This window comes from Moellerella wisconsensis, from assembly GCF_022592395.1.
GTDB classification, from domain to species: Bacteria; Pseudomonadota; Gammaproteobacteria; order Enterobacterales; family Enterobacteriaceae; genus Moellerella; species Moellerella wisconsensis.
Window position 1 is genome coordinate 1039338 of the sequence record NZ_CP093242.1, and the last position, 22839, is coordinate 1062176.

The 22839-nt window shown below is 40.5% G+C and carries 19 protein-coding genes and 1 pseudogene; 4 read left to right on the forward strand and 16 right to left on the reverse strand.

The genetic code is table 11. From position 1 onward, the window contains the following. Nucleotides 1–126: 126 nt before the first annotated feature. The 4 genes from MNY66_RS04485 (at nucleotide 127) to serS (ending at nucleotide 8107) form a co-directional block, all read left to right on the forward strand. The gene (locus MNY66_RS04485; protein ID WP_241501500.1) at nucleotides 127–4248 is read left to right on the forward strand and encodes a DNA translocase FtsK 4TM domain-containing protein; all 4122 of its coding nucleotides are present in this window, start codon (nucleotides 127–129) and stop codon (nucleotides 4246–4248) included. Nucleotides 4249–4397: 149 nt separating this feature from the next. Next, nucleotides 4398–5018 carry an outer membrane lipoprotein periplasmic chaperone LolA gene (lolA, locus tag MNY66_RS04490; protein WP_047256698.1) on the forward strand — a complete coding sequence of 207 codons (621 nt, stop codon included), beginning with the start codon at nucleotides 4398–4400 and terminating at the stop codon, nucleotides 5016–5018. A 13-nt stretch (nucleotides 5019–5031) separates the two neighbouring features. Next, the gene (locus tag MNY66_RS04495; RefSeq protein ID WP_241501501.1) at nucleotides 5032–6375 is read left to right on the forward strand and encodes a replication-associated recombination protein A; all 1344 of its coding nucleotides are present in this window, start codon (nucleotides 5032–5034) and stop codon (nucleotides 6373–6375) included. Nucleotides 6376–6817: 442 nt separating this feature from the next. Beyond that, nucleotides 6818–8107 (forward strand): serine--tRNA ligase, encoded by a 1290-nt coding sequence (serS, locus tag MNY66_RS04500; protein WP_047256700.1) that lies wholly within the window; start codon nucleotides 6818–6820, stop codon nucleotides 8105–8107. A gap of 306 nt (nucleotides 8108–8413) precedes the next feature. Here the strand turns inward: serS and pflA are convergent, their stop codons facing one another. The 16 genes and pseudogenes from pflA to MNY66_RS04580 all read right to left on the reverse strand — a co-directional run bounded on the left by pflA (nucleotide 8414) and on the right by MNY66_RS04580 (nucleotide 22826). Then, nucleotides 8414–9154, reverse strand: coding sequence for a pyruvate formate lyase 1-activating protein (gene pflA / locus MNY66_RS04505; protein WP_047256701.1), 741 nt, complete (start codon nucleotides 9152–9154; stop codon nucleotides 8414–8416). Between the two features lie 209 nt (nucleotides 9155–9363). Next, nucleotides 9364–11646, reverse strand: a complete 2283-nt coding sequence (gene pflB / locus MNY66_RS04510; RefSeq protein ID WP_047256702.1) for a formate C-acetyltransferase — start codon at nucleotides 11644–11646, stop codon at nucleotides 9364–9366. A gap of 71 nt (nucleotides 11647–11717) precedes the next feature. Then, nucleotides 11718–12575, reverse strand: coding sequence for a formate transporter FocA (focA, locus tag MNY66_RS04515; protein ID WP_047256703.1), 858 nt, complete (start codon nucleotides 12573–12575; stop codon nucleotides 11718–11720). A 327-nt stretch (nucleotides 12576–12902) separates the two neighbouring features. Then, complete coding sequence (gene ycaO, locus MNY66_RS04520) at nucleotides 12903–14660, reverse strand: 30S ribosomal protein S12 methylthiotransferase accessory factor YcaO (protein WP_241501502.1); 1758 nt, start codon at nucleotides 14658–14660, stop codon at nucleotides 12903–12905. 207 nt (nucleotides 14661–14867) lie between these two features. Continuing rightward, the gene (locus tag MNY66_RS04525; RefSeq protein ID WP_241501503.1) at nucleotides 14868–16289 is read right to left on the reverse strand and encodes an MFS transporter; all 1422 of its coding nucleotides are present in this window, start codon (nucleotides 16287–16289) and stop codon (nucleotides 14868–14870) included. Nucleotides 16290–16787: 498 nt separating this feature from the next. Next, entirely contained in the window at nucleotides 16788–17240 is a 453-nt protein-coding gene (gene fur, locus MNY66_RS04530) for a ferric iron uptake transcriptional regulator (RefSeq protein WP_047256706.1), read from the reverse strand. A 415-nt stretch (nucleotides 17241–17655) separates the two neighbouring features. Further along, nucleotides 17656–18183 (reverse strand): flavodoxin FldA, encoded by a 528-nt coding sequence (fldA, locus tag MNY66_RS04535; protein ID WP_047256707.1) that lies wholly within the window; start codon nucleotides 18181–18183, stop codon nucleotides 17656–17658. Nucleotides 18184–18349: 166 nt separating this feature from the next. Continuing rightward, complete coding sequence (ybfE, locus tag MNY66_RS04540) at nucleotides 18350–18643, reverse strand: LexA regulated protein (RefSeq protein ID WP_047256708.1); 294 nt, start codon at nucleotides 18641–18643, stop codon at nucleotides 18350–18352. A gap of 179 nt (nucleotides 18644–18822) precedes the next feature. After that, nucleotides 18823–19065, reverse strand: a pseudogene (locus tag MNY66_RS04545) (type I secretion system permease/ATPase); the annotation flags it as partial. Nucleotides 19066–19086: 21 nt separating this feature from the next. Beyond that, the gene (locus MNY66_RS04550; protein ID WP_241501504.1) at nucleotides 19087–20133 is read right to left on the reverse strand and encodes a tyrosine-type recombinase/integrase; all 1047 of its coding nucleotides are present in this window, start codon (nucleotides 20131–20133) and stop codon (nucleotides 19087–19089) included. Between the two features lie 201 nt (nucleotides 20134–20334). Next, nucleotides 20335–20580, reverse strand: coding sequence for a hypothetical protein (locus MNY66_RS04555; RefSeq protein ID WP_047256711.1), 246 nt, complete (start codon nucleotides 20578–20580; stop codon nucleotides 20335–20337). Further along, on the reverse strand, nucleotides 20552–20746 hold the full coding sequence (locus MNY66_RS04560; RefSeq protein WP_047256712.1) for a hypothetical protein: 195 nt from the start codon (nucleotides 20744–20746) through the stop codon (nucleotides 20552–20554). Before MNY66_RS04560 ends, MNY66_RS04555 begins: the two co-directional genes overlap by 29 nt. Before the next feature lie 7 nt (nucleotides 20747–20753). Further along, the gene (locus MNY66_RS04565; protein ID WP_241501505.1) at nucleotides 20754–21299 is read right to left on the reverse strand and encodes a phage N-6-adenine-methyltransferase; all 546 of its coding nucleotides are present in this window, start codon (nucleotides 21297–21299) and stop codon (nucleotides 20754–20756) included. Further along, complete coding sequence (locus MNY66_RS04570; RefSeq protein WP_241501506.1) at nucleotides 21289–21489, reverse strand: hypothetical protein; 201 nt, start codon at nucleotides 21487–21489, stop codon at nucleotides 21289–21291. The genes MNY66_RS04565 and MNY66_RS04570 overlap by 11 nt, the downstream gene beginning before the upstream one ends. Then, nucleotides 21467–22060 carry a hypothetical protein gene (locus MNY66_RS04575; RefSeq protein WP_241501507.1) on the reverse strand — a complete coding sequence of 198 codons (594 nt, stop codon included), beginning with the start codon at nucleotides 22058–22060 and terminating at the stop codon, nucleotides 21467–21469. The genes MNY66_RS04570 and MNY66_RS04575 overlap by 23 nt, the downstream gene beginning before the upstream one ends. 202 nt (nucleotides 22061–22262) lie before the next feature. Next, nucleotides 22263–22826 carry a hypothetical protein gene (locus tag MNY66_RS04580; RefSeq protein WP_241501508.1) on the reverse strand — a complete coding sequence of 188 codons (564 nt, stop codon included), beginning with the start codon at nucleotides 22824–22826 and terminating at the stop codon, nucleotides 22263–22265. Nucleotides 22827–22839 lie beyond the last annotated feature (13 nt).

The following is a 22839-nucleotide window of genomic DNA, read 5'->3' on the forward strand; positions in this document are numbered from 1 at the left end:
TTAAATCAGCGCGATTAAATAAACGCTATCAAATGAACGATATCATAAGCTATCGAACTAATTACTGTTAATCTTCATCTTACCGTTTAGTCATGAAATATTAGGTAAATCAACAAAGTAATTATAATGAGCCAGGAATACACAGAAGATAAGCATATAAGATTTAAGAAGCTAAGCACTGGTCGGCGCTTGCTCGAAGCCATTTTACTTGCCATTGTGCTCGGCGCGATTTTTTTGATAGTCGCACTGGTAAGTTTTAATCCTTCAGATCCAAGCTGGTCACAAACTACATGGAATGAGCCAGTTAAGAATTTAGCGGGTAGTATCGGTTCATGGAGCGCTGATATTCTATTTTCGGCGTTTGGCATGTTGGCTTTTGCTATTCCGCCACTGCTTATTCTCGGATGCTGGGGGATCTATCATTCCCAAAGCCAACAGCGTTATGTCGATTTTTTCTCACTTTCCTTGCGTGTTATTGGGGCATTAACCCTGATACTCAGTTCTTGTGGTCTTGCTGCGCTTAATTTTGATGATTTACCTAACTTTTCATCTGGTGGGGTAATAGGCAGCGTGTTTAGTAATGCCATCATGCCGTGGTTTAATTCGCTTGGCGCGACTTTGGCATTGATTTTTCTCTGGGCGATTGGTTTTACGTTGTTTACTGGGTGGTCGTGGTTAACGATAGCCGAAAAAATTGGTGCTGGAATATTGATTCCACTAACGTTAATCACTAATCGAGCGCGCGGTGATGAATATGATTATTACGACGATGAACAAGATGAAGACTATGAACTTGATAAAACAGCATTAACTAGTGATTATAGTGCTGAACCAGTATTTGCTGAACCAGTATTTGATAGTCAGGTTGAATCTACCTCGTCTGATGTTATTGATGCATCTGCATCTGCTTCGGCATTAGCCAGCCATATTGAAGCGTCTGATATTCAGGCGAATAAAAATGAACTAGATATTGATGATGTCCTTTTTTCATCTCCTTCAATTATTGAATTAGCCAGTACCGAGTTATCGTCAATGACGGTAACTCCTTCCGGGGTTACTAATACTGCGCCAGCGGCTGAAAATCCTGCTATTTCAACAGATACGTCAAGAGCACCACTGGCAGCTAATCATCGTGACGCTGCGCAACAGCTAGAATCTCAAAAATTAGAACCTCAAATTTCTGAGCAAGAAGAGCATCTACCTAGTTTCTCGGCGACATCAGAGGCACCAGAACCGCATCCTGAACATTATCGCTTTGATGTACCGAAAGAATATGCTGATTACAATCTACAAATGCCTGAATCAGAGATAAATCAAGAACCGGTGCTTGGTGATTTTGCTCAGTCGATAATTGAACCAGTATTTTCTTCTGAGTCGCAGCAAACAACACAGTATCCAACAGATAACGCTCACGATGATATGCAAACGCCAATACCGACAGCGATAACATCGAGCAGTGCATTTATCCATCAAGAAACAATGCAACCGGCAGCAGATACACACACACCTGTTGACACAGTATCAGATGCATTTACAGGTATTACCTCGGCAAGCAACCACTTAGACCAGACCAATGTCGCTTCTCCTGAGTCTGCATATTCAACAGCGAGCTCATCAACGTCATCGATAAATAAAGCCGCGTCAATCAAAGATAATGCTGCTTTAATGGCCGCGGGAATTTCTGCGGCAGCGATTGAGCGTCATGCTCAAGTAAAACAAGGTATTGGCCCCGAATTACCTCGCCCAAATCCAGTCAGATTACCGACACGTAGAGAGCTATATGGTGTTCGTATTCCTTCACAGCGTGCGGCAGAAATTCAGCGCCGTAAAGAGGAAGAAAAACAGCGTCAACAGGCTATGGGGCAGTGGAATGATGCTGACGATAGCCAAACTGCGGAAGATTTAGAGCAAGATGAATTATTACGCCAGCAGTTCTTACAGCAACAACGCGAGCGCTATGGTGAATCAACCGCAGAGGATCCTACTGAAAATCGTCATTCTGCTGAAGAAACTGAAGCTGAAATAACAGTTACGTCTGCATCAAACGAACAAGGTATGATGCAGAACAACAGTATGATGCAGAATAACAGTGAGATTACGCGTGAGGAAGGATCTGCGGTAACTAACTCATTTATTGACTTATCTCAGCAACAACAGCCTGTATACACTCAGCCTGAGAATATTCATCGCTGGCCATCTGCTTCACCGGCCACAAAAGATTATGGTTCTTCTTTCTCTGCGACTGATTCTGAGACGACAGTTGCGGAAGATTTATCGCAAAATATGAGTCCGCAATCATCTGACTATCAATCGCGGCATCCTCAGCAGGACAGTCATTCGCAGCATCGACATCAGCTGTACGATGATGATGGTGGTCATCACCCAGAACATGATTTGCGGGCAGGTGACGCTAGCGAGAGTAAAGCTACCGATATTGAGGATCCTTTTGCCGGTTTATCCGCATTAGACTCAATCTCATCGGCGGAAGAATTGCTTAATGATCAACCGGCTGAACCGGTGTTCATGCCGTCGTTTAATTCGCGAGTAGAGGAACAACCAAGGGAAAATAATCCTGCGGCAACGCTAGACAATACTACTCCTACAACACATACTTTTGTGCAGCAACCGCAGCAACCGCAGCAACCGCAGCAACCGCAGCAACCGCAGCAACCGCAGCAACCGCAGCAACCGCAGCAACCGCAGCAAGATAGTTTATTCCATCCATTTTTGGTGCGTAACGATCAGCCGTTGCCGAAACCGACAACGCCAATGCCATCGCTAGATTTATTGAGCAGCCCTCCGGCACAAGAAGAACCGGTGGATATGTTTGCTCTTGAGCAGACATCTCGACTAATTGAAGCTCGACTGAATGATTATCGTGTTAAAGCCGATGTCGTCGGTTTTTCTCCAGGACCGGTGATCACGCGTTTTGAACTAGATTTAGCACCGGGAGTTAAAGCTGCGCGAATTTCCAATTTATCCCGTGATTTAGCTCGTTCTTTGTCGACAACTGCGGTAAGGATTGTTGAGGTCATACCGGGTAAACCTTATGTCGGATTAGAATTACCGAATAAAAAACGTCAAACGGTTTATCTCAGAGAAGTCCTGGATTGCGATAAATTCCGTAATGATCCGTCTCCATTAACTATCGTATTAGGCAAAGATATTGAAGGCGAACCGGTGGTGGCTGATTTAGGAAAAATGCCTCATTTACTCGTTGCGGGGACAACTGGATCGGGTAAATCTGTTGGGGTCAATGCAATGATCCTCAGTATTTTATATAAATCGAAACCCGAAGATGTTCGCTTTATTATGATTGACCCTAAAATGCTTGAACTTTCTATTTATGAAGGTATCCCGCATTTATTAACTGAAGTAGTTACCGATATGAAAGACGCAGCCAATGCTTTACGTTGGTGCGTTAATGAAATGGAACGTCGATATAAATTAATGTCAGCTTTAGGGGTACGTAACCTCGCGGGCTATAATGAAAAAATTAAAGCAGCGGCAGAAATGAACCGGCCTATTCCTCATCCATTCTGGAAGCCGGGTGATAGCATGGAAACCGAACATCCGGTCTTAAAGAAAGAGCCTTATATTGTTGTCATGGTCGATGAGTTTGCTGATTTAATGATGACAGCGGGTAAAAAAGTTGAAGAGTTAATTGCTCGTTTGGCACAAAAAGCTCGTGCAGCAGGTATTCACTTAGTGTTGGCCACACAGCGACCTTCTGTGGATATTATTACCGGATTGATTAAAGCTAATATTCCAACCCGTATTGCCTTTACGGTATCGAGTAAAATAGATTCTCGAACTATTCTCGACCAAAGTGGCGCAGAATCATTATTGGGAATGGGGGATATGCTCTACCTGCCACCAAACTCATCTATTCCAATGCGTGTTCATGGCGCCTTTGTACGGGACCAAGAAGTTCATGCAGTGGTTAATGATTGGAAAGCACGAGGTCGCCCTGAATATATTGAAAGTATTACTAAATGCAGTGATGAATCTGATGGTGCAGGTGGTTTTGATGGTGCAGCTGAAGAATTAGACCCGTTATTTGATCAGGCGGTGGCATTTGTGGTTGAAAAACAACGAGTGTCTATTTCTGGTGTGCAACGTCAATTCCGTATAGGTTATAACCGTGCCGCACGAATTGTTGAGCAAATGGAAGCCCAACAAATTGTCAGTGAGCCGGGACATAATGGTAATCGTGAAGTATTAGCCCCACCGTCTATGGATCACTAATATTATTGATGGATTATTGTTAATCTGTCTGAATATTCAGTTAGTTATGGGGCTAGATAGTGTAGATAATTTACGATCTATATTTTTTGAACATATAGGTTATCGATTTAAAAGCATTCACTTGGGTGTATTTAAAAGGTCATTGAATAATGAAAAAAATGATATTGTTAGGCGCGGCTTTAGTGGTGAGCTTGTATTCAGCGATGACTTTGGCAGATGCTAGTCAAGACCTGCAAACCCGTCTAAATAAAGTGAATAGCTTCCATGCTAATTTTAGTCAAAAAGTCACCAGCGCCGAAGGTGATTTAATTCAAGAAGGTCGTGGCGAATTATGGATACAAAGACCAAATTTGTTCAACTGGAATATGACGTCGCCTGATGAAAGTGTTTTGATTTCAGATGGTAAAGATTTATGGTTTTATAATCCTTTCGTTGAACAGGTAACGGTAACGTCACTGAACGATGCGACTAATGATACCCCGTTTATGTTGATTACGCGTAATAATCCTCAGGATTGGAAGCAATATTCTATTATTCAACAAGGTAATAGCTTTGATCTGAAACCTAAGCAGCTTAACGGTACACTTAAAGGCTTTTCAATCACAGTTTCCCCTGATGGCACAATAGAGAAATTTTCAGCCATAGAACAAGATGGTCAAGTAAGTGCTTATCAGTTGAATGCACAGAAAAATGGTCCGGTGGATAAAAGTAAATTTAGTTTAAAAATTCCGCAGGGTGTGGCTTTGGATGATCAACGCTCAGCCAAATAAATAAGAGGGCGTAGTGAGTAATCTGTCTCTCGATTTTTCGCAAAATGAATTTCAGCCTTTAGCTGCACGCATGCGTCCAGTTGATCTCGAACATTATATTGGTCAAAAGCATCTTTTGGCTGAAGGAAAGCCTTTGCCTCGAGCTATCAAGGCAGGGCATCTGCATTCGATGATTTTATGGGGACCACCAGGTACCGGTAAAACGACATTAGCTGAGATTATTGGTCATTATGCCCAGGCGGATATTGAGCGGTTATCTGCGGTGACCTCAGGAATTAAAGAAATTCGTGAATCGATAGAGAAAGCGCGTCAAAATCGTAATGCAGGTAGACGGACGATTTTATTTGTTGATGAAGTCCATCGCTTTAATAAAAGCCAACAAGATGCATTTTTGCCACACATAGAAGACGGCACTATCACCTTTATCGGTGCTACGACCGAAAACCCATCTTTTGAGTTGAATTCAGCCTTATTGTCACGAGCCCGAGTGTACTTACTGAAATCATTGGATGAAAATGATATCGAAGAAGTCTTATTACAGGCAATGACTGATTCTATCAATGGGTTAGGCGGTAAAAATATTATTTTGCCAGATTCAACACGTACGTTGATTGCTAAATTAGTTAATGGCGATGCCCGACGATCGCTCAACTTATTAGATATGATGGCTGATATGGCTAATGCTGATGAGCAAGGGCAACGTGTTTTAACGCCTGAATTATTGAAAGAAGTTAGCGGAGAGCGCAGTGCACGCTTTGATAATAAAGGCGATCGTTATTATGATCTAATCTCGGCGTTGCATAAGTCAGTGCGTGGTTCAGCGCCCGACGCAGCCTTATATTGGTATGCTCGAATAATAACTGCCGGTGGCGACCCGTTATATGTGGCTCGTCGCTTATTGGCTATCGCTTCTGAAGATGTGGGCAACGCTGATCCCCGTGCGATGCAAGTGGCTATTTCGGCATGGGATTGTTTTACCCGCGTCGGGCCGGCAGAAGGTGAAAGAGCAATTGCTCAAGCGATTGTTTATTTAGCTTGCGCGCCCAAAAGTAATGCGGTTTATACTGCGTTTAAAGCTGCTTTGGCTGATGCCAGAGAACAGCCGGATTATGATGTTCCTGATCATCTACGCAATGCGCCGACTAAATTAATGAAGCAGTTAGGGGCTGGGCAAGAATACCGTTATGCGCATAATGAACCTAACGCCTATGCTGCGGGCGAAAATTATTTTCCGCCAGATATGAAAGAGACCCATTATTATTTTCCGACTAACCGCGGATTAGAAAGTAAAATTAGTGATAAATTAGCATGGTTAACTGAACAGGATCAAAATAGCTCAATAAAACGCTATCGTTAATTATAGCTATACGGTAAGGTTATAAGTTAGTATCGCTTAGATAGTTTAAGTTGTTGGTTTATTTGTTATCGTGGTTTTATCATAATCGTTTGGTATACAGTTGGAATATTTTGTATACAAATGGTGCATTATTTTTATTGTCTATTATGTAGGCCTAAAATATAGACCAAAAACACAAGCTAGCTATTTATCGCAACTAAACTGTTTAGAAAAAATAATATTGTAAATCCTGTATGTTTTTTATTTTTTACTCGGCTTAAAGGCAGAGTTAAATAATTTTACGATAGACTCATTGAAACATGTTTAACTGCATTATCTATTTTTATGATGTAGCAAAATTATGCTTCAGTAGATACTTCAGTAATAAACAGGAGTAACTACTTGATCTATCAAATACAGGGCTCTATCTCATCACTTAAACAACAAGAATCACAGGATAAGCATGCTCGATCCCAATTTACTGCGTACAGAGCTAGACGCGGTTGCTGAAAAACTGGCTCGCAGGGGTTTTACCCTTGATGTGGAAAAGCTGCGTGAATTAGAAGAACGCCGCAAAGTTTTACAAGTTGAAACTGAAACCCTGCAAGCAGAACGCAATTCCCGATCGAAATCTATCGGCGCGGCTAAAGCACGCGGTGAAGATATTGATGCGCTGCGTCAGGAAGTAAACCAATTAGGTGAGAAATTGGATTCAGCGAAATCGGAATTAGATAAGCTGCAAGACCAAATCCGTGATATTGCATTGAGCATACCTAATATTCCTGATGATTGTGTCCCTAATGGTAAAGATGATACTGAAAATCTTGAAGTTAGCCGTTGGGGTGAGCCAGCCCACTATGATTTTGAAGTGAAAGATCATGTGAGCTTAGGTGAATTATCAGGGGGATTAGATTTTGCCTCAGCCGTTAAGCTGACAGGTTCACGCTTTGTCGTGATGAAAGGTCAGATCGCGCGTTTACACCGTGCTTTGACTCAGTTTATGCTCGATTTACATACTGAACAGCATGGCTACCAAGAGCTGTATGTCCCTTATTTGGTAAACCGCGAAACCTTATACGGTACCGGACAATTACCTAAATTTGGCGAAGATTTATTTCATACCAAGCCATTAGAAGAAGAAAGTGAAAGTAACTATGCGTTGATCCCAACCGCAGAAGTACCGGTAACCAATCTAGTGCGTGGTGAAATCTTAGATGAAGCGTCATTGCCATTACGTATGACAGCGCATACCCCGTGTTTCCGCTCTGAGGCGGGCTCATATGGTCGTGATACGCGTGGTCTGATCCGTATGCACCAGTTTGATAAAGTTGAGTTGGTACAGATTGTTCATCCTGAAAAATCGATGGAAGCGCTTGAAGAACTAACTGGCCATGCAGAGAAAGTTCTACAATTATTAAACTTACCTTATCGTAAAGTGTTGTTATGTACCGGTGATATTGGCTTCGGTTCATGCAAAACCTACGATTTAGAAGTATGGTTGCCAGCGCAAAATACTTACCGTGAAATCTCCTCTTGCTCAAATATGAAGGATTTCCAAGCGCGTCGTATGCAAGCTCGCTTCCGTGGTAAAAATGATAAGAAACCACAATTGGTTCATACACTAAATGGTTCTGGCTTAGCTGTCGGACGTACTTTAGTGGCAATTATGGAAAACTATCAACAAGCAGATGGCCGTATTGAGATCCCAGAAGTTCTACGTCCTTATATGAAAGGTTTAGAATATATTGGTTAATCTTGACTGATAGCTTGAGTTAGAAAATGATAAACCGCTGGTTAAAAACCGGCGGTTTTTTTATACCATGATTTGTATGATTTGTATGATTTGTATGATTTGTATGATTTGATACGGTAGGATTAAAAAGAATATGATAGAAATATTTATCACTATAAAGAGTATAGTCAAAGTATAGTAAAGAAAGAAACTGATAAATATTATGCTACTTGAGAATAAACAGGCAGAGTGGTGATATTTGTACCGGCTCTGCCTATTATTAATCAGATTTAGATGAGATGGTTAATCGATGGGGACGCTGAAGGCTTAATACATTACTTTGAGGCCATAGCCTTCGAGAATGGATTTAACACGCTCCATAATTTCTTTAGACGGAGGCTTAACCCCATTCAATTTGTATTCTTCACCCATGGTTTCCCATTTATGTTTACCCAGCTCATGATAAGGAAGCAGTTCAACTTTTTCGATATTTTTCATATCTTGCATGAACTCACCTAATAAATGTACCGAGTGATCATCATCACTCCAGCCGGGAACGACCACATAACGTATCCATGTTTTTTGATTACGTTTCGCCAAATAGCGAGCAAATTCTAAGGTTCGATGATTGGATACGCCAACCAGTTTTTGATGGATTTCATCATCCAGCTGTTTGAGATCTAACATCACCAGGTCAGTAGCATCCAGTAATTCATCAATCACTGGATCATAACGGCGAACAAAACCGTTAGTATCTAAGCAAGTATGAATATTCTCTTTTTGACAAGCACGGAACCAGTCACGTACAAATTCAGCTTGCAAAATAGCTTCGCCACCTGAGGCAGTAACGCCTCCACCAGTAGCATTCATAAAGTGACGATAAGTCACCGCTTCTTTCATTAATTCTTCAACGGTAACTTGAGTACCTGTATGGGTATCCCAGGTATCACGGTTATGACAGTATAGGCAGCGCATTAGGCAGCCTTGAAAGAATACGATAAAGCGTATACCGGGGCCATCAACAGTACCGCAGGATTCAAAAGAGTGGATACGACCAAGTACGGACATGACAGAAGACTCCCAAAACTGACGAGATAAAAAGGCCCCAAATGCGGGGCCTTTAATTTATTCTATTGTAACACCAATAGGGGTTCAAGTTGTACATTGACTGGCTACATTCTTTTTTATGCCTGAACTGTCGCGTTAATTACGTTATCCAGTTCAGGTTATTATAGATTGTGACCCTTGAATCTTTTGGGTGTTGCGTTAGCAAGTCATTACATTGATGCAGTAAATGTACGAGTAATAACGTCTTTTTGTTGCTCTTTAGTCAGTGAGTTGAAACGCACGGCATAACCAGAAACACGGATGGTTAACTGTGGATATTTTTCTGGATTTTCCATAGCATCTAGCAGCATTTCACGGTTCATAACGTTGACGTTTAAGTGTTGACCGCCTTCGATAGAAGCTTCGTGATGGAAATAACCGTCCATCAGACCTGCAAGGTTAGCTTTACGAACATCATCATCTTTACCTAACGCATTAGGAACGATAGAGAAGGTATAAGAAATACCATCTTTCGCATAAGCAAACGGCAGTTTTGCAACAGAAGTCAGTGATGCAACCGCACCTTTCTGATCACGTCCGTGCATTGGGTTAGCACCTGGTCCGAATGGTGCGCCAGCACGACGTCCATCTGGAGTGTTACCTGTTTTCTTACCGTATACAACGTTAGAAGTAATAGTCAGAATTGACTGAGTTGGTACCGCATTACGGTAAGTACGCAGTTTCTGAATTTTCTTCATGAAACGTTCAACTAAGTCACAAGCGATATCATCGACGCGTGAATCGTTATTACCGAATTGTGGATATTCACCTTCGATTTCGAAGTCAACAGCAATGCCATCTTCGTCACGGATAGGTTTAACTTTAGCGTATTTGATAGCAGACAGTGAGTCAGCAGCAACTGACAGACCAGCGATACCACACGCCATAGTACGATAAACATCACGGTCATGCAGTGCCATCAATGCAGCTTCATAGCTGTATTTGTCATGCATGTAGTGAATGATGTTCAGTGCAGTGACATACTGAGTTGCCAACCAATCCATGAAGTGATCCATACGATCCATCACTACATCGAAGTCAAGAACTTCGTCGAGGATTGGTTCGTGTTTTGGACCCACTTGCATTTTCAATTTTTCATCAATACCGCCGTTGATGGTATACAGCATGGTTTTCGCTAAGTTAGCGCGAGCACCGAAGAACTGCATTTGTTTACCAACAATCATTGGGCTGACGCAGCAAGCGATAGCATAGTCATCGCTGTTGAAGTCAGGACGCATTAAGTCATCGTTTTCATACTGGATAGATGATGTATCGATAGAAACTTTAGCGGCATATTTTTTGAAGTTCAGAGGCAGTTTTTCTGACCACAGGATAGTCATGTTAGGCTCAGGAGATGGGCCCATGGTATACAGTGTGTTCAAGAAACGGAAAGTGGTTTTAGTCACTAGAGTACGGCCATCAAGACCCATACCAGCTAGTGATTCCGTTGCCCAAATTGGGTCACCAGAGAACAGTTCATCATATTCTGGTGTACGTAGGAAACGAACCATACGCAGTTTCATGACCAAGTGGTCAATCAGTTCTTGAGCTTCTTGTTCAGTCAGTTTACCTGCATCCATATCACGTTGGATGTAGATATCTAAGAAAGTCGATACACGACCAAATGACATTGCCGCGCCATTTTGAGATTTAACAGCGGCTAAATAACCGAAGTAAGTCCATTGAACAGCTTCTTGAGCATTTTTAGCAGGGCCTGAGATATCGCAACCATATTTAGCAGCCATTTCTTTCATTTGGCCTAGTGCGCGATGTTGCTCAGAGATTTCTTCACGCAGCTGAATGGTCATTTCCAGATCTTCACCGGATTCCATTTTTGCTTGCAAAGAATTAAATTGTTTAACTTTATCTTTCATCAGGTAGTCGATACCGTATACCGCGATACGACGGTAGTCACCGATGATACGGCCACGGCCATACGCATCTGGCAGACCTGTCAGGATACCTGATTTACGACATTTGATGATGTCTGGTGTATAAACATCGAATACACCCTGGTTATGGGTTTTACGATATTCAGAGAAAATTTTATTAACCATCGGGTCAAGTTCGCGATTGTAAGCTTTGCATGAGCTTTCAATCATACGAATACCACCGTATGGGATCAGAGCACGTTTCAGTGGCGCATCAGTTTGCAAGCCAACAACACGTTCTAAATCTTTCTCGATGTAACCCGCATCGTGAGAGGTAATAGTCGAAGCAATGTCAGTATCAAAATCGACCGGCGCATGTGTACGGTTTTCAATTTTGATGCCATCCATAACTTTGTCCCACAAAGCATCAGTGGCTTTGGTAGAACCGGTCAGGAAGGATTCATCGCCTTCATAGGGGGTGTAGTTTTTCTGGATGAAATCACGCAGATTAACTTCGTTCTGCCATTCACCTTGTGTAAAACCTTGCCATGCTGAAGCGAATTTTTCATTTAATTCGGTCATGATACTTTTACCTTTTAACAATGGATCTTTTAAGGATCTTAATAAACTTTTCAACTACATGATGAAGAGTCTTATTGATGACTATCATCACGTAAGTGCATAAACCAGTAAATCAAACCGACTAACAACGTACCACCTATGATATTACCAATAGTGACCGGAATTAGGTTGTCAGAGATAAAATGTCCGATAGTCAAATGAGAAAATTGCTCTGGCGCTGAACCAATCTGAGCCCAAAACTCAGCAGGAGCAAATTCTTTTATGACAATTCCTAAAGGGATCATAAACATATTAGCAATACTATGCTCGAAGCCGCTAGCGACAAACATCGCGATAGGTAAAATAAGCACTAATAATTTGTCAGTAAGACTGCGGCCTGAATAGCTCATCCAGACAGCCAAGCAAACCATCATATTGGCTAGAATACCTAAGCAAACGGCTTCAATGAAGGTATGGTGTAATTTATGATCAGCGGTCTGTAATACATTTAATCCCCACTGACCGTTTGCTGCCGTATATTGGCCCGCGAACCAAATAAGTGCAACAAAGAATAATGCGCCAATCAAATTACCAATATAGACATTAAACCAATTGAGGAACATTTGTCCCCAAGTAATTCGACCGGTGGCTTTAGATACAATGGTTAATACTGTTGACGTAAATAAATCAGCGCCACAAATAACCACCAATATTAAACCGAGAGAGAAACAGATACCGCCAATTAATTTAGTAAATCCGAAAGGAGCGGTAGAGGCACCTGTAGTTGCTGTAATATAGAAAACGAAAGCAATAGAAATAAAAATCCCGGCGGTGAAGGCTGACAAATAAGTAATTGCCGGATGTTTGTTAGCTTTATACACACAAGCATCGTCAGCAACTTTTGCCATGATAGCCGGAGGTAAAAGATTAAAAGGGTTGTCAGCTTTCATACTAACACTCTCTTATAAAGTTAATTAATTATTGTACGCAATTATAGTAGCAAAGGGGGGGAAATAGATTTTTGATGTGGATCATAAACTCAGCGTAGATTTAAGCTTTTTATGTTTAATTTATGTTAAATTAAGCTGTAATTTAATGAAAATAAAAGAAAAAATAAATTTTAATATTTGTATGATTTTTTTAAAATACCCTCTAGTAACATCTTAAAAGTAAAAAATCAGGCTAAAATGTCAGTTTAATGTTATTGATGATTGACTTATTAACCTGATTTTTACTTTATAACAGCTATTTGTTCTTAAACCATTGTATTAATATGGTTATTTCGCAGCGGTTATTTTTGCTTTTTGTAATTTTTCATAGGCTGCTAATAATGCCTGATGTGCGGGAAGCGAGGATAATTGTTCGTCGATAGCCCATAAGCCATAAAAACAATTCTCACCAGCGATGGCAGATGATGCTGCATCTACGGTATCTGCGCCATACATATGCACAAATGCATCATAATATTGAGCAGGATCTCTTTCATCTTCTTGATTAAGCAGCAATAAAGTATGTAGACAACGGTAATAATTGGCACGTTCAGGGGTAAAGACGGAACTATTAAAATCTTGCGTCCATTCAACCCAAATAAGCGCTTGCTCTAAATCGCCACCTGCTAATGCTAGCATGGATTTTAATTCTCCGATGCGCAAATTACTCCAGCCATTATCTTTGCCTACTGCCAGACCTAATAATTCACGTACGCGGGTAAAATCATCTAAGCCTTCGTCATCTAGTTGCTCAATAAATGATAAATATTCTTCAGCTGACCATTGGCTCTCTGGCAGACTAATAATCACCTCGCGCAGATGTGCCCCCATGGTATTATTCGCAATATGCAGATCTTCCACAGGATAAATATCGGACATACCAGGCACTAAAATACGGCATGCGTAGACGCCTAAATGAGAGTAATCAGCGATATACACTTCTGCATCTAACTGATTATAAATAGCCATGAGGGTAGAGAATTCTTCTTGAGTTGTCCCTTTAAATGACCACTCGACAAATGGATAATCAGCCTCTTTTTTAAATAAGTCCCAACTAATTAAACCACTTGAATCAATAAAGTGAGTTTCGAGATTAGTATTATCCGCCACTTCTTCATCGTCAAACGTCGGTGCATTAAACACATCGAGATCTTTTAAACCACGACCCTGTAATAATTCTGTCACTGTACGCTCTAGGGCGACACCAAAATCGGGGTGTGCACCAAACGAAGCGAAACATGTACCATTGGCTGGATTGAATAAAATCACACAAATAACTGGATATTCGCCCCCTAATGATGCGTCATAGCAGAAAATTGGAAAGCCTTCTTGTTCTAAGGTATTTACTGCTTCTACCACGCTTGGGTATTTATTCATTACTTCAGCAGGGATCAGCGGAAGGCTGATACATTCAGAGATAATACGATTTTTAACATAGCGCTCGAAAATTTCAGATAATCCCTGAACTCGTGCTTCGTTAGCGGTATTTCCCGCTGACATGCCGTTTGAAACATATAGATTACCAATGATGTTCATTGGAATATATACCGTTTGATTGTCTGATTGACGCGTGAATGGTAGCGCGCAGATCCCACGTTCGGTATTGCCGGATTGAAAATCAATCAATTGGCTGCCACCTAGGGCATTATCAGGATCGTAAAATTTTAATAAACCTGCGTCTAAAATTCCGTCGGGTAAGCTGTCATCTTCGGTTAAAGGAAACCACTTTTCATTAGGATAATGAACAAATTCACCGTCCGCGATGTTTTTACCTAAATAGAAATCAGCAAAAAAATAATTGGTTGAGAGACGCTCAAAATATTCACCCAAAGCAGAGGCTAATGCGGCTTTTTTAGTGCTGCCTTTACCGTTGGTAAAGCACAGCGAACAGTCACGATCACGAATATGTACTGACCAGACGTTAGGTACAGGATTCAGCCAGGAGGCTTCTTCGATATTAAATCCTAGAGAGTGTAATTTATCTTGAAACGAGGCTATCGAATCTTCGAGGGCGGCATCTTTGCCAGGGATAAATGTTTGAGTCATGTCAGTCACTTGATAATGATGTTTTTAGAAAACCTATGATACGGACTTTTTGTTATTCTCTCTATGCTTTTTACTGTTTAGCCAACAACGCGCTCGATAGCTGTACATGGTTTTAAATATCGCTTTGAATATAATGTGGAATATAGTTTTATTATTTTTTGTACATAATTAATAATCAACTGAATTAAAAGAGAATTTTGCGATTGACTAGTGCTTATTCGCTTGTTTAACCACAATATTAGCGCTAATTAATGCGAATAGAGGGACTGCTGCAAATAATATAAATAGCCAAGCGGCGGCTGATTTAGCGCCATCTATTCCTCCGGGGAGCGAAAGCCCTGCTGAATTAGCGATTAAGCCAGCCATGGATGCGCCAAAGGCGGTTGAAAATAGTTGTAGCGTAGTTATCGCCGCAGAGGCTTTATCCGCATCTTGTTGACGTGAAACGGTTAATATCCGCGTCAGTAAATGGGGCCATGCCATTCCTATTCCGCTGCCAGCAAAAAATAATGCGAGGCAAATTATTATTAATTGATAATTTTCTAGCTCAATAATATTCGTGATAAACAGCGCGAGAATAACTAAGGCAAATAGTGTGAGTGTAGGGCCACGGCAGATTAATTTGCGGGCGATTACTGGCGTTACTCCGGAGGCTAAAATTGCGCTAGAAGACCAACCGGCTCCGACTAATGCCGCGAGATATCCCGAGGCTAAGGGAGGAACATCATGCAGAACTTGTAAAAAATAAGGAACAAAAACTTCTGTTTGTACGCTAAAACCTAATAACGCCATGGTCAAATAAATTGGCGCTAAAGGAGCGGATAGCCGAAAAGTATCTTGTGGAAATAAGCAGTTTACTCCTCTTTTTTCAAGATTGACTAGGGCATAACATAATGTACAAGCGGCCATAAGTCCTAAAATGGGCACCCATATTTTTTGGCTGAGACTGCCGAGAGAAATAGCCAAAACCGCCATCGAAAGCAGCAATAATTGGCGATAGGGAATTTTTTCTTGCACGGTGCTGCGATGATTTTGATTAGGCAATACACGCCATGTAAGATACATATAGGGCAGCCCAACGATAGCTAGACACCAAAATGCCCCGCGCCAAAGAGTATATTCTGCAAAAAAACCACCTAATGCTGGCCCCAAAAGTGTTGCCATCCCCCACATACTCGACATCATTGCCAGTACCCTTGACCAGAGATATTGTGGGAAAACAAGATGAACCATGGAATAAGATAAGGTGAGTAAAATTCCTCCGCCAGCGCCTTGAATTATACGTCCTAGTAACATGAGTAGCATCGAGGGGGTGAGGGCACAAACAATCGTGCCGATAATAAAAATCAGTGTTGCGATAAGATAACTTTTTCTCGGACCGAGGCGGGATAAAATACGAGAAGTCAGAGCCGAGAGAATAATGGATGACAGAATAAACAGCGTGGTGTTCCAAGCATAAAAATCTAGACCGCCAATATCACGTACTACGGAAGGTAAGGTCGTAATAGTGATGTAGACATTGACCGCATGCAGAACGATCCCTCCGGTTAGCGCCAAGGTGAACCAAAGATATTGACCTGTAAGTAATGTGCTCCAACCGCCACGATTGGGTTGTTCCGTTTGACTCATTCATTCATCCTTCAACAATCAATTAGCGCGATATTTATGATGAGAAATCAATGAGTCGCTATTGATATCATTGTATTCTCATTTCGCTTACTTTGTTCTGTTTGTTGTTTCTGCGTTTAGTCTTTGGGGGATCGTTCTTAGATACGGGTTCTTTTGAACGTTAATTTTTGATAGTTAGTCTTTGAAAACTGATTGTTTAAGCGGTCTTTTAATGTGATTTTTGATACTAGAGATTAGTGTAATATTACGTCGAGTGATTATCAAATTTATTGGTTAGAGAACGCAAATGAGAGGCAAAATAAAATCCGCATGTGGTTTGCACATACGGATTTCAGAGGAAATTGACTAGATTAATTGCTCCGTAGCGTTTTGGTTACTTACTGGACATTAAAAGTAATGCATATGACTAAAACAGATCATAACCAGAGCACAAAACACCGATATAGCCAAGTTGTGCGGCAAGCTATAGGATGCAGTTACAGAGCCAATAAAAAGGTACTATTCACCTTTCGCTTCATGAGCATCACCGTTATCACGGCAATCACCATCAGCACAATGACCATACAGGTACAGGCTGTGGTTTGATAATTTAATTCCGTGGCGCGCCGCGATATTTTTCTGACGAGTCTCAATTGATTCATCAGTAAATTCAATAACTTTGCCACAATCAAGACAGATAAGGTGGTCATGATGATGCTGCTGTGTTAGTTCGAAGACAGATTTACCACCTTCAAAATTATGGCGAGTCACAATTCCAGCATCGTCAAATTGGTTTAATACACGGTACACTGTTGCGAGGCCAATCTCTTCGCCTAAATCAATCAGCTTTTTGTAGAGATCTTCCGCACTGACATGATGGCACTCAGGATCTTGAAGCACTTCCAGTATCTTCAAGCGTGGAAGTGTAACTTTCAGCCCAGCATTCTTTAATGCTTTATTGTTGTCGGTCATGCGGATTTATCCTGTAACTTAATTCATGAATTTAATAATAACTAAACATAATTAACAGAAAAAAGAGATTTCTATTAAACGATTTCACAATTATAGGCTTAGTGAGAGTAAATAGAAACCAATCATGTCTCATTATTACCATATACCCAACATCATATAAATTGCAGTCGCCGTGTTTATTGAATCAATTTTTAGGTTATATTTTCGCGTTCTATCTATGTTTACGATGCTATTTATTGGTCGTTGGTTACATTATTTGCTGTATATCGCATTTGCTGTATATCGCGCCAAAATAAACATTAAATAGTCGAAAAAATAGCCAACTGCGACTCGTGTTTACTGTAGTTCATCTACAGTTAAAATTATGTTGAGTAACTTTCTGCTCAGCCACATGTGTGTTTAGCCACATGTGATATTAACCAATAATTTCAGAGAGAGACATCTCGTCAGAAATTTGTTTAACCCATGCATCCACTCGCTCTTCAGTGAGTTCAGGTTGCCGGTCTTCATCAATGGCTAAACCGATAAAATGACTATCATCCGCCAGTCCTTTAGAGGCTTCGAAGTGATAGCCTTCAGTTGGCCAATGACCAACAATAACAGCGCCTCTTGGCTCAATAATGTCACGAATAGTGCCCATTGCATCGCAGAAATATTCTGCATAATCTTCTTGGTCACCACAACCGAAAAGAGCGACTAATTTACCCTCGAAATCAATTTCTTCGAGCGTAGGGAAAAAGTCATCCCAATCGCACTGAGCTTCACCATAATACCAGGTTGGAATACCCAGTAGCAGGATATCAAATTCAGCGATATCTTCTTTGCTGCTTTTTGCGATATCGTGAACTTCTGCCACATCTTTACCCAGTTTTTGCTGGATCATTTTGGCAATATTTTCTGTATTACCTGTGTCACTACCGAAGAAAATACCTACGATTGCCATAAAGTGAGTCAACCTCTTCTGTTTCTGTCAGGGCTGTCAGTCAGTTTCTGACGCCAAATTTGTGCTGAATGATTACCATTAATGATAGCATTGTGCTTTCTATTTTGGCCAAACTATCAGGATAAATCTGTCAAATTTGTGTGGTTAGCATTGTGGATGATGACGTTTAATCTTTCGCCGGCAGAAGTGACTGCTCAAGCTGAGCCATCAATATCTGTTCGATAAGTTCACTGCGACTGATGTTCTGTTGCTCTGCCAATTGGTTCAGTATTGCAACGGCGTCTTCATTTAATTTTAGTTCAACCCGACGTAATCCTTTGACTTTATCTCGTCTTAATTGATTGCGTTTGTTGATTTTTAATTGTTCATCCCGTGATAACGGGCTTGTCTTCGGTCGCCCAGGCCTACGTTCGTTCGCGAACAAATCAAGAGTGGTGCGATCAGTTTGTTCTTTTGCCATATCTAGTAAGTGTTAAAGGGCGAGTACCAAGGATCCAGCGCGCAATCATACCTTAGCTGCCTGCATATCGCTACTATTGCGGAGCGATGAAGCGCTGTTATCGATTAAAATATCAGCGCTTATTTAAAAAAATATCCCGAGCGAATAAAAAAACAGCAACTTCTAACTACTGATACTAATTAACGGGTTTGCTGTTGCCATAATTGCGCATATAAGCCTTGTTGTTGTAGCAAATTATGATGATTATCAAACTCGACAATCTCGCCATTATGGATAACGCAAATTCTGTCGGTATACCGTAGAGTATTTAGCCGATGTGCGATACTAATTACGGTTCTACCGGCGGTGATTTCTGCCATATTAGTCATAATTGCAGCTTCAGATTCATAATCTAAAGTCGATGTGATTTTTATTGTTGGATGTGTAAATTTAACCTTTACATATCAGCCAGTTAAAAGAGTTAGATGTGGCTTTTGACTGGCTTTATTATTCGACTGTGTCGAAATTGTGACGTGCTCACTATATTTGGTTAAATGTTGACCGCTGAAATGAGCGTATTTCTGAACCATTTCTAACGTCTCCCATCCTCCCATTTCTTTCAACACCATGAGCGGCGTTCCACTTTGTGCATGCCAACTTGCCCATGTGTGCCTTAGATCATGAAAAGTGAAATCTGTTATGCCTGAGTCAGCTAATGCCTTGTCATAACATTCCCGATAATACCCAGCTCTTTTCATTCCGTTATTGGAGAAAACATAGTCGCCTTCCTTTTCAATGCTATTGAGTATTTCAATGGCAACATCATTTAGAGGAACTGGTCTAGCTTTTCCTGATTTGGCATTATCAGCAGTAACATGGGCCACCCGTCTAGCCACATCAACACTTTTCCATTTCAGAGAAATGATCTCACTTTTCCTCATCCCTGTTAGGAGTGCTATTGATACAAGATCTCTCATCCACTTAATTTTAATATTAGAGAGGAGTAGCTCAGCTTCCCACTTTTCTAGCCACCTAACCCTTACAGTCGGCTCTTTCATTCTGGGTATATAGGATGATTTAAGCAACCATCCCATCTTGTGAGCCAACGAAAAACCACGCATAATAAATGAGCGGTATCTATTTTGCGTAGCGTTGGATAGCTTTCTCTTTGTTTGAGGGCTGTACAGTGGCAAAGAGTGAGCTATCTCATCGCTGGTTATGGTGGATATTTTTCTCCCCCTAAAGATCTGCAGAAAGTAGTCTGCATAAGCAAGTTTTACTTGGTATGAGGCTTGGCCTTCTGCGTCCTTTAAGGTGAGTAATATCATTTCTTCAAATGACCTATCAGGCAGTTTGTCTAACTTCTCCATCTGCCATAGTTCATGTTTTAACTTGTCATGATATTCCTGAGCTTTGACTTTATCCTCCGTGCAAGCAGATTTTCTAATTCTCTCTCCGCTTGGTGTTGCGACGTCAACCCAGTATTTTTTACCTCTTTTGTAGATCGGCATGCTTTTCTCCCACTACCGACTACAGCCAGCCGATAGACATTATTGTCGTTAAACTGCGCCTGTTCAAACTTTTTCAGGCTTTCCTTGTTTGCACGCCAAGATCCACCGACCTTAAACATGTAGTATTTTGATGGCTTTCTATATATGGTGCCTTTTGATAGATTTAATAGCTTTGAGTATTCTTCTACCGTGTAATACGAGTCATTCACCATTAATCTCCTTATCGATATTATTCACATACCAAATAAGCCAAAGTTTAGGCGTGAAATTTTTATGTTTATCTGTGAGTGTTAATTTAAATTTAGGCAGGTATTGATTAAGAATTAAAGTGCTTTGTTTATCGCTGAGTTTCTTGAGTTGTTTTAATTTATTGCGGCATTCACGGGCTATCTTCCTACGCCCATTTTCTAGTATTACATCATCCATTTTTTCGTTTATATTGCTCATGATCATCTCCACAATCTTTGCTGCAATATGCGCTATTAGTTGCTGCTGGTAATTCTTCGCACCAGACGCACATTCCATTTATCGATTTAATTATTGGAGGTCGATTTAACATTGCATTTTTTATATTTAATTCATTAAGTTCATTTGCTGAGTCGATAATATCCATAATTCACCTATGCTATTTTCCATTCATTTAATATTTGATTGCCGATATTTATTAATTCATCTCTATCAACAGTGTTAATTATCTTTCTAGAGTTAATATACGGTCGCCATATTAAAAGCATCGATCCTTTATTGTTCCCACTAACTGGCTTATTTGTTCCTGCGTTAATAAATGAAATTCTTCCTCCTGTAATTAATCTCACTTCATCAACAGTTTCTAATGCAGAATTAAACCAACCTACGGATGTATCATTAGGAATTAACATAACTACAGGCTGCAATTGCTTTTTGCATTGTTCAGCGGCTTTATTAATCCAAGGCTGAATTTCGCTGTACGGGGGATTCACCCAAATAGCGCCATAACTTTCCCAATCACAATTTAGCGAGTCGTCTTTTTCGGTGAGGTAATGAGTGCAAAGATGGTTATTTTTATCGGCGGCGGCATCTAAATAGAAACCGAATTCAGCGTCCAATGCTGTAAATAAAGGTAGGGGAGTCTGCCATCTATCACGCAATTCCTTTGGTGTGCGGCTACCTCCGTAGTCAGTCTTCATCCTTGCTATCACTTATATTAAATGGCAATCCGTCGGCTTCCATTGGTTTTATACTAGTAAATTCACATGGAAGAACTAAGCCACCGAACTCTTGAGCAAACATCAATGCTTGCTTTGCTTGCAGTAAAACATATTGTTTTGGTAATGCTATTTGATACGTAACGCCATCAATTAATACCAGCGTCGTCATTGCTTGAACTTGTTTCATTGTTATCACCAACGTATTTAATTTTACCATTCATCATTGCGTCAATTATTGTTCGCAATTCCCAACACCAATAAGCAGACTCGACATATATTGATAATTTGCCGTAGTCGTGTTGCTTACGCTTAATAAATCGTTCTGCGGCTTCTTTGGTTAGATGCGAGTTTACTGCCCTGCAATCCCATTTCCAGTAGTAAATATGTGAGTCGTCAACAACATCAATGATTGCATCCGCTTTACTGTAGTCGCTTAAATCGCTCCATTCACACTTAGCATCTTCTTTCGCTTGCGCTTTCAGTGTGTTTTTGGTCTCTTCGTCTAGCCAGTCGAACGCATCATTAACATCATCGAAGTATTCACCTTCACAACAAATACCCACGTTATTGTCTTCGCTGCCAGTGACGGTTACTTTCTCTCTTACAGTGAATATAGGGTAAGCAGTTGCATGATAATTAACACCTTCGCCTTGATTGTGATATTTAAGCCGCTCAATAAAGTCATTCCATGTTTCGTTATTTAAATTATCGCCGTCCGCTAGTGATTTAATTTCGCTCATCTGAATATTTCTCCGCACTTAATTTCAACATCCCGCACCTGCATTATCTGCCACGCACGGCTCTCGCATTCTTGTTGTGTGTATATTTGATCAGACACAGGCACAGCAGAACCCTGTATTAGCATGAGTAATACATATCCGATTATTTGCATGAATTGTTACTCTGAATTTTAGGTATAAAAAACCCTGCACTAGCAGGGAGTTAATAGCTCGAACTATTTAAATATTCTTTTATTTTATCTTTGGTGTTATGTAAGAAATTAATTAATTCATTTTTATCTGTACAGTGATAAAACTCATCAGGAACATCGGGACCATACATATATGCATATATAATATAGTGTGAAGTTTTATTAAAAAACTCTTCATTTAACGAATCAACCTCTAGGATGAACTTAAATAAATCCAAACTCGCATGTATATTATTTCTATCTAAGAATTCATTACTATTTAATCTAAGGTTTATTTTATAAAATAAAGGGTTATCACACTCTAAGACCTCAATATAGCACAAGTCGTTTTTCTGCATTTCTATTTGCTGGTATTTTTTCTCATTATCAATGAGGTGTAAAACATTATTAATTTTTTCTAGGAAGTCGTTAGCCTTTATATTAACAAAATAAAGTAACTTTCTATCTATCTCTCTTTGTTTACTTTTATTATCTTTTTTTTGCCAAAAATAAACAGCAATAGTGGCCAAAATACCGAAGGAGGATAATACACTTGCTCCAATAACGATCCAATCAACCCAATCTCTTTCGTTCATAACCCCTCCTTAT